General features: G+C 41.6%; 15 protein-coding genes and 3 tRNA genes. 5 read left to right on the forward strand and 13 right to left on the reverse strand.

Going from position 1 to position 13,770, the window contains the following annotated elements:
• Positions 1-32: 32 nt before the first annotated feature.
• From KOY49_RS02265 to xerA, 5 genes are all read left to right on the forward strand, one after another.
• A complete protein-coding gene (locus KOY49_RS02265) occupies positions 33-2,582 on the forward strand; it encodes a DEAD/DEAH box helicase family protein (protein ID WP_232736533.1) in 2,550 nt (849 codons plus the stop codon).
• Between the two features lie 3 nt (positions 2,583-2,585).
• Positions 2,586-3,959, forward strand: a complete 1,374-nt coding sequence (locus tag KOY49_RS02270) for an HsdM family class I SAM-dependent methyltransferase (protein WP_232736534.1) — start codon at positions 2,586-2,588, stop codon at positions 3,957-3,959.
• Between the two features lie 378 nt (positions 3,960-4,337).
• The gene (locus KOY49_RS05240; protein ID WP_332873928.1) at positions 4,338-4,766 is read left to right on the forward strand and encodes a restriction endonuclease subunit S; all 429 of its coding nucleotides are present in this window, start codon (positions 4,338-4,340) and stop codon (positions 4,764-4,766) included.
• 117 nt (positions 4,767-4,883) lie between these two features.
• On the forward strand, positions 4,884-5,153 hold the full coding sequence (locus KOY49_RS05245; protein WP_332873929.1) for a restriction endonuclease subunit S: 270 nt from the start codon (positions 4,884-4,886) through the stop codon (positions 5,151-5,153).
• Between the two features lie 52 nt (positions 5,154-5,205).
• Positions 5,206-6,174, forward strand: coding sequence for a site-specific tyrosine recombinase/integron integrase (gene xerA, locus KOY49_RS02280; protein ID WP_232736535.1), 969 nt, complete (start codon positions 5,206-5,208; stop codon positions 6,172-6,174).
• Here xerA and KOY49_RS05410 read toward each other — a convergent pair.
• From KOY49_RS05410 to cyaB, 13 genes are all read right to left on the reverse strand, one after another.
• Positions 6,164-6,409: a restriction endonuclease subunit S gene (locus KOY49_RS05410; protein ID WP_376787534.1), complete on the reverse strand. Its 246-nt coding sequence runs from the start codon at positions 6,407-6,409 to the stop codon at positions 6,164-6,166. The two genes, xerA and KOY49_RS05410, sit on opposite strands and share 11 nt — an antisense overlap.
• Positions 6,334-6,717: a restriction endonuclease subunit S domain-containing protein gene (locus tag KOY49_RS02285; RefSeq protein WP_232736536.1), complete on the reverse strand. Its 384-nt coding sequence runs from the start codon at positions 6,715-6,717 to the stop codon at positions 6,334-6,336. Before KOY49_RS02285 ends, KOY49_RS05410 begins: the two co-directional genes overlap by 76 nt.
• A 130-nt stretch (positions 6,718-6,847) precedes the next feature.
• Positions 6,848-7,258, reverse strand: coding sequence for a restriction endonuclease subunit S (locus KOY49_RS02290; protein WP_232736537.1), 411 nt, complete (start codon positions 7,256-7,258; stop codon positions 6,848-6,850).
• Between the two features lie 465 nt (positions 7,259-7,723).
• Positions 7,724-7,799, reverse strand: a tRNA-Thr gene (locus KOY49_RS02295).
• A 47-nt stretch (positions 7,800-7,846) separates the two neighbouring features.
• A complete protein-coding gene (locus tag KOY49_RS02300; RefSeq protein WP_129743790.1) occupies positions 7,847-8,134 on the reverse strand; it encodes a hypothetical protein in 288 nt (95 codons plus the stop codon).
• A gap of 93 nt (positions 8,135-8,227) precedes the next feature.
• Positions 8,228-8,312: transfer RNA gene (locus KOY49_RS02305), tRNA-Tyr, on the reverse strand.
• A 12-nt stretch (positions 8,313-8,324) separates the two neighbouring features.
• Positions 8,325-8,399: transfer RNA gene (locus KOY49_RS02310), tRNA-Thr, on the reverse strand.
• A gap of 46 nt (positions 8,400-8,445) precedes the next feature.
• Complete coding sequence (locus KOY49_RS02315) at positions 8,446-9,132, reverse strand: tetratricopeptide repeat protein (RefSeq protein ID WP_232736538.1); 687 nt, start codon at positions 9,130-9,132, stop codon at positions 8,446-8,448.
• A 10-nt stretch (positions 9,133-9,142) separates the two neighbouring features.
• A complete protein-coding gene (locus KOY49_RS02320; RefSeq protein ID WP_232736539.1) occupies positions 9,143-9,952 on the reverse strand; it encodes a DNA polymerase III delta subunit-related protein in 810 nt (269 codons plus the stop codon).
• Positions 9,945-11,060 (reverse strand): RluA family pseudouridine synthase, encoded by a 1,116-nt coding sequence (locus tag KOY49_RS02325; RefSeq protein ID WP_232736540.1) that lies wholly within the window; start codon positions 11,058-11,060, stop codon positions 9,945-9,947. The genes KOY49_RS02320 and KOY49_RS02325 overlap by 8 nt, the downstream gene beginning before the upstream one ends.
• A 51-nt stretch (positions 11,061-11,111) precedes the next feature.
• Positions 11,112-12,605: a tryptophan--tRNA ligase gene (gene trpS, locus KOY49_RS02330; protein ID WP_232736541.1), complete on the reverse strand. Its 1,494-nt coding sequence runs from the start codon at positions 12,603-12,605 to the stop codon at positions 11,112-11,114.
• A 113-nt stretch (positions 12,606-12,718) separates the two neighbouring features.
• The gene (locus tag KOY49_RS02335) at positions 12,719-13,144 is read right to left on the reverse strand and encodes a non-canonical purine NTP pyrophosphatase (protein ID WP_232736542.1); all 426 of its coding nucleotides are present in this window, start codon (positions 13,142-13,144) and stop codon (positions 12,719-12,721) included.
• Positions 13,145-13,222: 78 nt separating this feature from the next.
• Complete coding sequence (gene cyaB, locus KOY49_RS02340; RefSeq protein ID WP_232736543.1) at positions 13,223-13,696, reverse strand: class IV adenylate cyclase; 474 nt, start codon at positions 13,694-13,696, stop codon at positions 13,223-13,225.
• Between the last annotated feature and the right edge of the window lie 74 nt (positions 13,697-13,770).

Consider the following 13,770-nt stretch of genomic DNA (forward strand, 5'->3'; position numbering starts at 1 on the left):
ATTTATAAGTTAATTTGCGGAAGGAAAATAACGTGGCACAAAAGGAAGCTAAAGCGCGACTAAAGATAAATATGCTACTTTCTGATGCCGGGTGGAGATTGTTGGATAACGAAGACGGTCCCGCTAATGTCGATGTAGAAAACAAAGTAGATATCGAAAACCCGGGCGACGATTTTGAAAATACGAAACGAGGGTTTATCGATTACCTTCTTCTAGACTCTAACCAGAAGCCCATTGCCGTCCTTGAAGCTAAGCGTGAAAGCATTCCTCCTCTTTCCGCTAAAGAACAAGCTCGCGATTATGCCAATTCTCTACACGTAAGGTATGTAATTCTTAGTAACGGCAACACGCATTATCTGTGGGATATGCAATTTGGTAACCCCGAGCCAATTAGTAGCTTTCCGACTCTAAGCTCGTTAGAAGATGAAAAGAAGTGGGTCCCCGATGTTGATGCGCTCGTGAACGAGAATATTTCTCGAACCTATATCGCCGAATCGCAAATGCCTGAAATTAAAACGCATCCCGATTATATAAACGAAGATACTCGTAGTGAATTTATAGAGAAAAATAAACTGAAAATCCTTCGCAAGTATCAGGTAAATGCGATTAAGGCCGTTCAAAAATCGGCGCAAAACGGCAATAAACGCTTCCTGCTCGAGATGGCGACCGGTACCGGAAAAACTTTAACTTGCGCTGCTATTATCAAACTATTTCTAAAGACAGGAAACGCTCAGAGAATCCTCTTTTTGGTTGATCGCATTGAATTAGAAAATCAGGCCAAGAAGTCTTTTAGGCAGTCCATCGGTAAAGATTACGTGGTTAAGGTATGGAAAGAAGATAGAGATAACTGGAAAACTGCCGATATCGTCATTAGTACAGTCCAATCTCTTTTGGCGAGTAGTCGCTATCGTGATTTTAGTCCGAATGACTTTAACTTAATTATCTCGGATGAGGCGCATCGTTCTATTGGTGGCAACGCGAGAGCTGTTTTCGAATATTTCACTGGGTACAAGATTGGGCTTACTGCCACACCGAAGGATTTTTTAAAGAATACCAAGCAAGATGAAAATTCAGAAAAAGAATTCGAACGCAGAGAGTTATTGGATACCTATAGGACTTTTGGGTGCGAATCCGGTCAACCGACTTTTAGATACGACCTAAAAGATGGCGTAAACGATCCTGATGGTCCGTTTTTAGTGAATCCCGTCATCCTGGACGCTAGGACGAATATTACCTCACGACTGCTCGCAGATGAAGGCTATGCAGTCCATAAAGTTATTGACGGCGAAGATGTTGACGAGAATTTTGGCATCAGAGATTTCGAGAAAACATTTTTCAATGAAGAAACCAATCGTGTGTTCTGTGAGGCTTTTATGAAATACGCGGCGGTCGATCCGTTATCTGGAGAAATTGGTAAAACCATAATCTTTACGGTTAGCCAAAAACACGCAGAAAAAATAGTCCAAATGCTTAACCAAATTGCTATGGAAAAGTTCCCCGGCAAATATAATTCTGATTTCGCTATTCAGATTACGAGTAATGTTCGTGACGCTCAGCAGTTCTCGATTAGTTTTTCTGAAAATAATCTGCGCGGGCATACAAGATGGCTTTCGGATTACGAAAGTAGTCGCACTAGAGTTGCCGTCACGGTCGGCATGATGACGACCGGTTACGATTGCTCCGATTTATTAAATCTCGTGTTCATGCGTCCAGTGTTTAGCCCTTCTGACTTTATTCAGATGAAAGGTCGAGGTACGCGACTCCATACGTTCAAATATGTAGATTATGAAAATGGCGAGAAAGTTAAAACTATTAAGAAAGAAAACTTCCGTATTATAGACTTTTTCGCAGTTTGCGAATACTTCGAAGAAAAATACGACTATAATGCGTCGTTGGTAGTACCAATGAGCAGGCAAACGCAAAACGCCTTAGTGACGCCGCCGCTTATCGATGTCGATCCTCCCGTGATCGTGGTAAACCGTACGGTAGACCTAAATGAGGATGATTCCCTGAGTGAAATAGATGAGACGATTGTTGGTAAAGAAGGCATGCGCGTTGATCGCGAGATGTTCCGCAGCTTCCAAGATGAGGTGAAGTCTAATGAAGAATTCGTCAAGTTGTATAATAATGGCAATATTGATGGGGCGCTAAGCTATCTTAAATCCGAAATACTCGGCGAAGATAAGCCTAAGTTCTATATGACTCCTGAGAAAATTCGCAAAATCTTCAATCTAGACCGCAGACTAGACCTTCGTGAGATTTTAGATTTAATTATGAATAATAAAGAGCCGTTGACTAAAGCTCAATATATCCAGCAAAAGTTTAATGAATTTATTTCGGATAAAGGGCTGAGCGAAACGCTAGTTGGAGAGTCGTATAACGATGCATTTGAACTATTTGATGCATATATCACTGATCGACGCGTGTCTGAGGCTATAGATAATAAAGATTATAGCCTACTGGCAGGATTTGGCTCTATTACAATCGAGCAGCTCAAGTGTCTAGGTGTAGAAAGAATAAATCAGATTATCAGCTATATTAGAGATTATATTAACGTCGAAAAACTAAGAGTAAAGGATTAATGAATGGACTATACCCACTTTAAACAAATTATTGATAATTCCCGCGATATTCTTATGGGTAAATTGCCAAGTCCGATCGCTCAGGTGGATGCAATTTCGTACGCACTTATTTATAAGTTTATGTCGGATATAGATGACGATTCTGCTGCGCTTGGCGGTAAGCGTACTTACTTTTCTGGTGAATACGAAAAATATAGTTGGCACAATTTGATGAGCCCAACGATTACCGGCGCAGATCGTGTAATTCTTTATCGCAATGCGCTTGAAAATATGAGCCGAAATCCAAACATCCCTCCATTATTCCGTGAGATTTTTAATGGTGCGACACTTGGATTTACTGATTCAAATACGCTTAACTTATTTCTTCGCGAAATCGATAAGATTAAACAAAGTTCTGGCGACTCTATCGGCGACGCTTACGAATACCTTCTCTCCACTATGGGATCTCAAGATAAGCTTGGTCAGTTCCGAACACCTCGCCATATCATTGATATGATGGTTGAGCTAATAGATCCAGACAAAACAGATAAAATCCTAGACCCTGCTTGTGGCACCGCAGGCTTCCTCATCTCTGCATACAGCTGGATTAAGAAGAAACACATTGAAAAAGAACGTTTGAATAGTGAGGATATCGAGAAAATTCATCGTAACTTCTATGGTTTTGATATCGAGCCAAACATGACACGTATCGCTCGTGTAAACTTGTTCCTACATGGGTTTAAATCCCCTCATATTATTGAGCATGATACTCTCAGCTCAGAAGATTACTGGGATGACCGTTATGATGTGATTATTGCAAATCCGCCATTCACGACACCGAAAGGTGGTGTCACCCCACACAAGAAGTTCGGTATCACCTCTAATCGCACCGAGCTACTGTTCGTTGATTATATTGCTTCCCACCTAAAGCCGAATGGTCGAGCGGCTGTAATTGTTCCTGATGGTGTTCTGTTCGGCAGTAGCTCTGCGCACAAAGCACTCAGGAAAGAAATTGTCGAAAATAAGAAGCTTCAAGCTGTAATTTCGATGCCTTCGGGCGTGTTTAAGCCATATGCTGGTGTTTCTACAGCGATTTTAGTATTTACTAACTCAAATAATAAAAGAACCGACAAAGTTTGGTTTTACGACATGAAAATAGACGGATACAGTCTTGATGACAAGCGTTCAAAGCTCAAGACCAGTGATATCCCAGATATTCTAGCAAGGTTTAAAAACCTTGATGGTGAGAAAGATCGTAAACGCAACGAGCAATCCTTCTTCGTAGATAAAGATGAAATAGTAAAAAATGGCTATGACCTAACGATCAACAAATATAAAGAAGTCGAATACGAGAAAGTTGAATACACCACCAAAGACAAAAACTACAGCTCAGATTAAGATAATCAGATCGCCAAGCTTCCGAAAGTCTGGCCGAACTTGAAAAATTATTAAACGAAACAAATCCGGATTTGTAGGTATGAAAATAAAGGATAATAACAAGGAGAGCTGACCAAAGAATATTAAGAAAGAAATATAGAAAAGAAATACAAGCCAAATCCCGTAGATAAATAGGGAAGTAGGGCGCAGTGAAAACACATCAAACCCAGATAAAAGCTAGCAAAAGATTATTCCAAGAGAATAAACTAATAGATAAATAAAACCATAGAAAAAGGGACATCGGAGCAAAGCAGATCGAAATCTCCAATATTATGACGGACGGAAGACTTCATCTTCTATGACTATTTAGATTACTTATTGACGGCGAACAATAACAGAATGTTTTCTATCTACGCTAACAGGGGAAGTCGTCAAGGTAAAACACTTGACTTAAAAAGATGGCTTACTGATGAGTTGCGTCTCCATGACGAAAAAGACCAAAAAATAATTGTCCAAACTTTAAACGCCGTTAAGCAATTAATTAGTCAAAAAGAAGCCGAGTTAGTAAAACTAGACAATCTTATCAAAGCCCGATTTGTCGAGATGTTCGGGGATCTTGATTTAGCTCCACAAAACAAGGAATGGACAAAAATATCAGATATTGGAGAAGTAGTATCAGGCTCCACACCCAAAACTAGCATTAAAGAATATTGGAATGGTAACATTTGTTGGATAACTCCGGCGGAATTAAGTAACATGTCTGGGACTATCTATGATTCTAAGAAAAAAATTACGGAACGTGGCAAAAGTAGTTGTTCACTACGGTGATGTTTTAATGCCTATGATTGGCACTGTTGGCAATCCTATTATTGTAAATACCGACAAGGAATTCGCCATCAAAAATGTAGCACTAAGAAAACTACCAATCAGGCCGTTTGCTCTGTCTTGCCAAATGATAATTTTAATCAAGAATTCTTGCGCTACGCCTTCCAGGATATTAGCGAAGAATTAACTTCTAAAGCAATTGGCGGCGGACAGCCGAATATCTCCCAAACAATTATTAAGAATAGCTACATCGTTGATGCGCCAATTGAAGAACAAGAGCGTTTTGCTTCTTTTGCTAAACAGGTCGACAAATCAAAATTTGCCGTACAAAAGTCACTAGAAAAAACGCAACTTCTATTTGATAGTTTAATGCAGGAGTATTTTGGCTAAAAAGTTACTCCTTTTGTTAGTGGGGGTTCTAACCTAACGAAAGGAGCTATTAATGGAGGACACCATTAAATATATTTTGGTGGATATGGACGAATATCTCACCGCAAATCAGTCGCAGAAACTACAGAGAGTGTTAACTTCTCGGCTTACCAGCCAAACCAAGTCAGTTAGTAGTGTTTCGAACAGCAATTATCTGGCGATGTTTTTGAACGCAAAGAAAATTGAAGGATGCTCTGAGCGAACGCTATCCTATTACAAAACTACAGTCGAGAAATTACTTGATGGGATTACGGATCCAATCAGGAAAGTTACAACTGACGACATACGTGAATATTTGGCTAACTATCAAGGTTTAAATGATTGCAGCAAGACGACTATTGATAATATCCGTCGCAATATCTCAAGCTTCTTTACATGGCTCGAAGAAGAAGATTATATCATCAAAAGCCCAATGCGACGCATCCACAAAATTAAAACCACAAAAACCGTGAAAGAAGTTATTTCCGATGAGGAAATTGAAAAGATGCGAGATAAATGTAAAAATTTACGCGACTTAGCGATAATTGATCTACTTTATTCGACTGGAATAAGAATTGGCGAACTCGTGCGACTAAATATCGACGATATAGACTTCGAAGAGCGCGAATGCATCGTTTTCGGTAAGGGCGATAAAGAAAGACGCGTATATTTCGACGCAAAAACCAAGATTCATCTTATGGGATACATAAATAGCCGCTCCGACACAAATCCTGCCCTTTTTGTGACGCTCGATGCGCCTTACGACAGATTGCAAATATCCGGCGTAGAAATACGCCTGAGACAATTAGGACGCGAATTAGGCATAAATAAGATTCATCCGCATAAGTTCCGCCGGACTATGGCAACACGTGCAATTGACAAGGGGATGCCGATCGAGCAAGTCCAGAAGCTATTGGGCCACTCGCAAATTGATACAACTATGCATTACGCGATCGTGAATCAAACGAATGTAAAAGTCGCACATCGTAAGTTCATTGCTTAGCTACAAATTTTGATTTGTCGACCTGCCGAGTAAAGACGGCAAATTGATTCTGTAACTCTTTTACTGGTAATGGGACTTTGATTTCTTCCACAATCTTTTTAGATATTTCTTTAAAAGTTGCACCCCGACCGAGCGAGTTTAGAAAAATAGTGTTATAGCCTAGTAAATAATAAAGATATTCTGACGCAACTTTTTCGTTACAGATAATGTTCTTAAAGCCTTGGTTGCAACACATTTCATGGCGAATTCCTTGTCGGTATTTACAATAATAGGATTGCCAACAGTGCCAATCATAGGCATTAAAACATCACCGACATCGACCTTGGAGTTTTCAGGAACCCATTTCGCCGACGAATTATTTAGCCCTTTTTCTGTTATATAGTTCGACGATTTAGTGATATCTCCGTAGTTAACCTCACCACTCGTTAACCATGGAATATCACCGCCATCATAGTATTCACTGACTGAACTTTTCGGCGTGCCGCCCGATGTCGTTTTTAGTTTCTCGTCGACTTTAAACGAATCATATTTTCCTTTAAACATCTCGACAAATCGGGCTTTGACTAGCTCATGCTAATCCAAATTTGTTTTTCTTGTCGTGTGTAGAAAACTCGGATATATCATCGATTGTTCGGACGATGATGTTTTGGATGCTGAAGATCGCAAATGATAATTAAGGAGTCGCTAAATTGCGACTCCAAGAGAGCGAGTCGGGCGCCACCGCTTCGATATAAAGTGCATTTGAAGTGGCAGAAATTGTGTGGCGCAAATAGTTTGCTCTAATTGCTTCATTCGGAACGATAGCATTTATCTGTTGATTAAACGAGACTTCTTCTTCCGTTATGCCGACTCGTCCTATTTTCCCAATACACGTGACAAGTATACTATTTGCTGGTACTATTCTAGAAACGTTTTTGGCGCTGGCGGAGATATACTCATTTGCACTAGATATGACACATAATTCGTCTTTTATCACATCCGGTTTAATAAACTTGATGTTTCTATTACTCCAATATTCGTCGACCTTTTTGCTCGGAGTATTTCCCGTAAATATCGTACCCAATTCTTTCAGTCTTACCTTCATATCGTACCTACAAATCCGGATTTGTTTCGTTTAATAATTTTTCAAGTTCGGTCAGACTTTCGGAAGCTTCACGATCTAATTTCTTAATCTCAGCTATAATTTCAGAAGTTGGTGGGTATTCAACTTTCTCGTATTCGACTTCCTTATATTTGTTGATCGTTAGGTCATAGCCGTTTTAAGGCAGTAGAATAGGCGCCAATCTCACCGAATAATTCTAAAAACTTTCGTACATTCCCCTAAAAGAGGTACTCGGCAGTATAAGCCGGAGTAGATATAGTAAAAAGTTATTTTCAAGTCTTCGTAAGAATCCTTTCGGTTAAAATTATTATTCTTTGTACTGGTGGGCCACCACTCTGAATTTAATGCACTAAGAAAAGACTTGTATATCGGGTTTCCTAGGACGATTCTCGTATGAGCAAAAGAAGGCTCGCAATCTTTCGATCACGAGCCTTAAATATCTTATTATGGAGCCACGATCGGGGCTTGAACCCGAGACCTCATCCTTACCATGGATGCGCTCTACCAACTGAGCTATCGCGGCGTAACAGGCTTAATTTTAGCATATTAAGCCGTGTTTAATCAACTGAGCTATTTTTTACGAGTGGATTTTTTGGCTGGCGTGCCGGCTTCTTTTGGTAGCTTTGGCGTGACAAATGCCTCTATTATTCCCCACGCTACGCTATTGACTAAGAACGTAACGAACAATATTCCTGAAGCTGATGCCGCCAAGTGTGCTGATGAGGCGTTAAATAATGTCAATAATCCCGCTACAGCCAGCCCAATTATGGCTAACATAATATAAGCGTATTGTAATTTCAATCGTTGGTTTTTTTCGCTATTCCATAATGCCAGAATAGATTTTGTAAATTCAAACATACCCATATAATAGCACATATGCTTATAAAAGTCAATATTACTACTTTATGCTATCAAAAAAGTCGCCCCGAAAAGGCGACGATGATTCAAACTTGGTGCTGGAAGTAGGACTCGAACCTACGAAGCCTTACGGCGGGAGATTTACAGTCTCCTGTGATTGCCACTACACGATTCCAGCGTGGAATAATGAAGCCGCTTCTCAGGCTCAAACCCAGGACACACAATTTACAAAACCAGTTGCTCTAGCCAACTGAGCCAAAACGGCAACTGAATTTATTTTATCAATTTTTTCTCTCTGTGACAAAAAGAGTTTACATAACTATTTTTCGCGGTTGATGGATTTTGCGCTGCTGGCGTGGACGTGGCGCGTCGGCAGCTCTTTGAGATGACACCGTCGGAGTTAGCATTTTCGTAGCTTTCTTACGTAGTTCTTCAGCCAGCTCGGCCTGTCCAGCATTATCATATGCTTCCGCTAAAATCTTCAACGTCTGAGGAATCGGCTCTAATTCGACAGCCTTTTCCAGGGCGTTGATAACCTTCTTCGTATTCCCTATTTTTTCCTGAACCTTGGCGTAAGCGATGTAGCGCGCAGCCAAATCATCTTCCATCTCCAGTGCTTGCTCGAATGCTAGCGACGCCTTTTCGTAATTCTCTGTTTCGTAGTAAATTAAGCCGACGTTATGAAGACTGGAAGCGCTTGGCTCCAGACTCTGAGCAATCTCAAAACACTCGATGGCGTCTTTATATGCGCGCTGCTTGGCGTATAAAATCCCCAAACGGTTGTACGCCGTGGCGTTTTTCTCGTCGACTCGCAAAATTGTCAATAAAGCCTTTTCCGCTCGCAAATATTTATTCTCGCGAATTGATTCCTGGGCAATTTCCCATAATTGATCAAGTTTATTAGTAATCTTAGTTGGCAAATCGCCAGTTTCTTTGATTGACGGATGATAAAAAATCGCCCAAATCATTAAAATTAGAATGAGGAGTAATCCAAACATATCTATACTATTATATCACAAGTTGCGTCAGCGCCAGCCTGACGTTGGCGTTGGATTTTAATGCACTTGCAACAGAGGTGGTTTTTTCAAGTTGTTCTTCAAGAGACGGATTCATTCCGCGAGATAAAGCCTGAAAACGAATCATATTTACTATAATATCCGTTAGTAATATCGCTTTTTGGCGGTCAGAAAAGTATTTGGCGAGATTCTTAAAAGTGTCGTATTCCCGATTTGTGGCTAAAATTTGCTTTGCGTCGGTGGCTAATTGTCGATATTCGGCGAATTTTTCTGGATTTTCCGCCAACTCTTTAATCAACAATGGTCGCCCAGCCGCCAAAAAAAGGATTTGCTGGCTGGAAGCTGGGTCTAAATTGTACTTTTCAAGCAGTTTTTTATCTTGGGCGGATGTCGTTTTATGAAGCGTTAACGTCTGGCAGCGAGATCTAACAGTATCAAGCATCAACTTCGGGTTTTTCGCGACAAGGATAAAATTGGTATTTTTATTCGGTTCTTCCAGCGCTTTCAGGAATGCATTTTGCGACGGCTCGGTCATTGAATCGGCTTCGTCAATGATAATAACTCGACGATTTATGGCGTAAGTTCGGAGCATAGAGATGAGCTCGCGGATTTGATCAACAGATATGGTTTGCTTTTCTGGAAGCGGTTTCAAGTGAAAAATATCGCTATTTTTTGCTAATATTTGAGCCACGCCCAGCCCGTCAAGTCCGTAATCCGCAATTACCAAAAGCGCGTGAGGCAATTGCGATGAAATCTGGCTGATTTTTTGAACGTCTCGAGCGGATATAATCACTTCAGACATCTATAAATCCTCTGGGAAAAAACTTCTTGAATTCGTCAGGAACTGCGGCTTCAAAAACTTTTCTCTCACCAGACGGCAAAGTTATCTCTAATTTTTGAGCATGCAACATCATACGACAATCCGAAGACTTTCCGTAAACTCGATCGCCAAGAATCGGCGCATTCAAATGAGCCAAATGGACGCGCAATTGATGAGTTCGACCAGTGGTCGGCTTCAGTTCCACGAGCGACTGAGTATCATTTTCCGCCAAAACATGGTAAGTCGTCTGAGCTGGTTTCCCGTTCGGATCTATGCGAAACGTACTCGGCGCCGAAGGATTGCGCCCAATTGGCAGATCAATTTTTGCGGCATTCAACTTTGGCTTGCCGTCGGTTATCGCTATGTAGGTTTTCTTGGCGGTTCGCTCGGCAAACTGCCTCTGTAAATGCGCGGCAGATTCTGGGTTTTTGGCTATAATCAATAGCCCCGAAGTATCGCGGTCAAGCCTATGAACAATTCCCGGACGATCCGTGTCCGTCGCAAACGAAGTCTTCGGACGAATTATCTCCGCAACCGTCGGCTCGTCAGAAAGCCCACCCTTTGCGTGCGTCAATAGCCCGCTTGGCTTATTAACGACAATCACATCATCATCCTCGTATAAAATCGGCAAATCAACGTCCGCCTGCTCTTTTTCTGGCAAATTAAGCGCAATCTCATCAGTTTCATCAACCTCAAATTTTGGCGTCGTCACGACTTTATTATTGACCGAAACGTATCCAGCTTTTATGTATTTTTGCCAAAGACTTCGAGAAATTGTCGTGTCAAATTTGGTCGATAAATAAATATCCAAGCGCACTTTGGTTGGCGAAATTTTGAACATTATGACATATTTTCCTTGGAACGGCGTTTCGATAAATTCCGGGTCTAGCGGATTCGGCAAAATCTCGGCATTATCTGGTCTTTCTGTCCACAATTCGTCAATAGATTCTTCGTCGACAATCGAACCGTAAAGCAGCGCAAAATGCTGCTTGTTCAAAATAAATTCCGCAAAAACATGAGATTTGTCCGTTTGAATTTCCAGCCGACGCAGTGCTTTGACGGGCGTATTGTCGTCCGCCAGTTTGTACAATCTAGCTATTTTCAGCACTGTCCGAGGTAATATTTTCACGCGATTTGCTCCTTATTTTCGAAGCCCTACGGCTTTTTGAACACGATACAAAGTTTCATTAGCGATGACATTCATATCTTTTTCACTGGAAGTCAGCTTCTCTTCAATTACTTGCTCATCAACCGCCGCAAGCCGATTCTGGAAATTCTCCAAAAATTCCGCAACTTCGTCAGCCACGATTCGCTTGAAATCGCCATAACGATCCATACCGAAGTACTCGTTGGTGGTTTGCTCCAGAGTAACTTCCCTGCCAGCGTCTTGCCGAACCAAAGTCAAAATCTCCAGCAAATTAGAAATTCCCGGCTGATTTTCCTTGTCGTATTGAACTTTGCCAATTGAATCTGTTGTTGCGCTCATTATTTTCTTATGTGCCGATTTTGGATCGTCAGAAAGGAAGATAATTCCCTTGCCGCTCTCGTCAGATTTGCTCATTTTCTTCGCTGGATTCACGAGATCTTTAATCCTCAATCCTTGATCTTTTCCGAAGAATTGATGTTGCTGAATTACAGGTTTTGGCACGATAAATAGATCGCCAAACTTACGATTCATTCGCTCGGCAATATCACGCGTGAACTCCAAATGCTGGGTCTGGTCGTCGCCAACTGGCACGTAAGTCGCGCCGTAAAGTAGAATGTCGGCAGCCATCAGGACGGGATAGTTAAATAGTCCAACAGAAATACCTGTATGAACTACGTCCCACGCTTTCTGTCTACTAGTTGGTAGGCTTATTTTACTGTCAATCTCATCAAGAAATTTGTGTGATTTATCCTTAAACTGCGTCATTCGACTCATCTCGCCAAATCCAGTGAAGCAGTCCAGAATCCACGCCAGTTCGCTGTGAGCCGAAATACGACTTTGGCGGTAAAGATGAATGGAAGAATTGTCCAGCGGCAATCCGGCGGCGGTATAAACTCGCGCGTTGTTCAGGATGCTGTCATATAACTTACTGTGGTCAATTGGCGTCGTAAAACTGTGAAGGTCTGGGATGAATAGATTGATATCATATTCGTCCGAGCGACGTTTCGCCATGTTGATAATTGGCAAAATAGCCCCAAAGTAATTACCTATGTGGATGTTGTTGTTGGCGCGCACGCCAGTGAGGATGACGGGTTTAGATGGTTTCATTAAATATATTATAACACTCATTCGACTATTAAGCAGGTGCGAGATTGCGAAATATACGCCTGTAAAATTGTTCTTTAGATCCACGCTGTGGCGAAAGTTTATATCATCAATCTTATCCAGATCAACCCATTCTGGCGTGCCGTTAGTATAAGTCTTCTCACTGTCGGTTATGTTGTCGTTATTGATTTGCCCGTGCAGCTGACTGTGGGTAAAGTACAGTTGGATTGACTGATTGGCTTGCGACTCAGCGTTGCGCTTGAAGAAAGTAGTTGCTTGGTGAATGATTTTATCCGGCGTGATAGTCAGTCCAGTTTCCTCCTTGACTTCACGGACAATTGATTCCTCGATCGTTTCGCCCTTCTCGACACCGCCGCCAATCAAAATATAACCCTCAACATCGCCGAGCCCATAAACAATCTCAATTATCGTCAGATAATAACTGCCATACTACGCCGTACAAGAATACCAAACAGCGACAACAGAAAGCTCGGATATCAATAAATACAGAACAAGTCCGTACAGCCATGAAGAATATAGCCACGTGGCTCATCAACGATAAATCCCTCTTCGTTGGCTACGAAAATATGGTCTTTTTCGCCGTCAAAATAGCCAACCGCAAAAGAAAAAATAGCTCGACGATCAGCCTCGCCCTTCATCAACTTGATAATGCCGGGATAACTAAAGCTATTCAGTAGCAATTTAACAAACGGCCCCGGAAAACCATTCAGCGCCAGAAAGATAAAAACCGTACAACCATCAACCACACAGACAAGGTCATGTTCGGCAAAAGCTTTCTTGGCTTGGAAGATTCCATACAACTCACTTTCCTGGCAATAGATAACAATATCGGCAGAACTGACGCACTTCTGACTAAAACCTATAATACGAGAATCCAGTAAACCAACACCAAAAGCGGTCACCGAGCAACTCACACCAAGACATGGTGAACATCACTCTACAGTGGAAGTCAGAAAATAAATTCGGCCATTTCTCCACGTTCAAAGCAAAGTCAAGTATACACCAAAAAGACGCGATGATAGCAGATTTCTAAGGCTTGCATCGGAAAAAATATGACATAATTTGCCGTCAATATCCAGGTTTTTCAGAAAATTGCACATTTGTTGCTGAATGTTTTTTACGTCGGCACTGTCTTCGGTCAAAACTTCCAGTTCAATAAATAGTCCCAGTCCAGCAACTTCGTCGATGCAGATCGTATAGTCCTCGGTTTTTGATTCAAGGCGGACTTTATCAACCGTAACAACTTCTTGCCAGCCCAGCGCTGTGAGCATTTGGCGCGCCGCATTTCCGTCATCAACTGCAAATTCATATTCATCAGACACTAGCTTTGCCTGCCCCTCGACCTTCAGCGTCATCAAGCTCCGTTGCAGCTCACCAGTTTCCGGATTAAGAACATCGCGCACTCGCATAATTTTCGAGCCAGGAACAATTGGCGCGTCAACTTGCTCGGGCAATAAAAATACTGTATCAATTTGGCGTTTGCTTGAGATGGGCGCGATGAATTGGCCTTTAAGTATGGCGAGGAGAT

Source organism: Candidatus Minimicrobia vallesae (genome assembly GCF_018866205.1).
Lineage (GTDB): Bacteria > Patescibacteriota > Saccharimonadia > Saccharimonadales > Saccharimonadaceae > Nanosynbacter > Nanosynbacter vallesae.

Bases quoted from the DNA above. Each gene is read 5' to 3' on its own strand.
- KOY49_RS02270 (WP_232736534.1), top strand. From the start codon at position 2,586: ATGGACTATACCCACTTTAAACAAATTATTGATAATTCCCGCGATATT.
- KOY49_RS05240 (WP_332873928.1), top strand. From the start codon at position 4,338: ATGTTTTCTATCTACGCTAACAGGGGAAGTCGTCAAGGTAAAACACTT.
- xerA (WP_232736535.1), top strand. From the start codon at position 5,206: ATGGAGGACACCATTAAATATATTTTGGTGGATATGGACGAATATCTC.
- KOY49_RS05410 (WP_376787534.1), bottom strand. From the start codon at position 6,409: ATGTGTTGCAACCAAGGCTTTAAGAACATTATCTGTAACGAAAAAGTT.
- KOY49_RS02285 (WP_232736536.1), bottom strand. From the start codon at position 6,717: ATGTTTAAAGGAAAATATGATTCGTTTAAAGTCGACGAGAAACTAAAA.
- KOY49_RS02290 (WP_232736537.1), bottom strand. From the start codon at position 7,258: ATGAAGGTAAGACTGAAAGAATTGGGTACGATATTTACGGGAAATACT.
- KOY49_RS02300 (WP_129743790.1), bottom strand. From the start codon at position 8,134: ATGTTTGAATTTACAAAATCTATTCTGGCATTATGGAATAGCGAAAAA.
- KOY49_RS02315 (WP_232736538.1), bottom strand. From the start codon at position 9,132: ATGTTTGGATTACTCCTCATTCTAATTTTAATGATTTGGGCGATTTTT.
- KOY49_RS02320 (WP_232736539.1), bottom strand. From the start codon at position 9,952: ATGTCTGAAGTGATTATATCCGCTCGAGACGTTCAAAAAATCAGCCAG.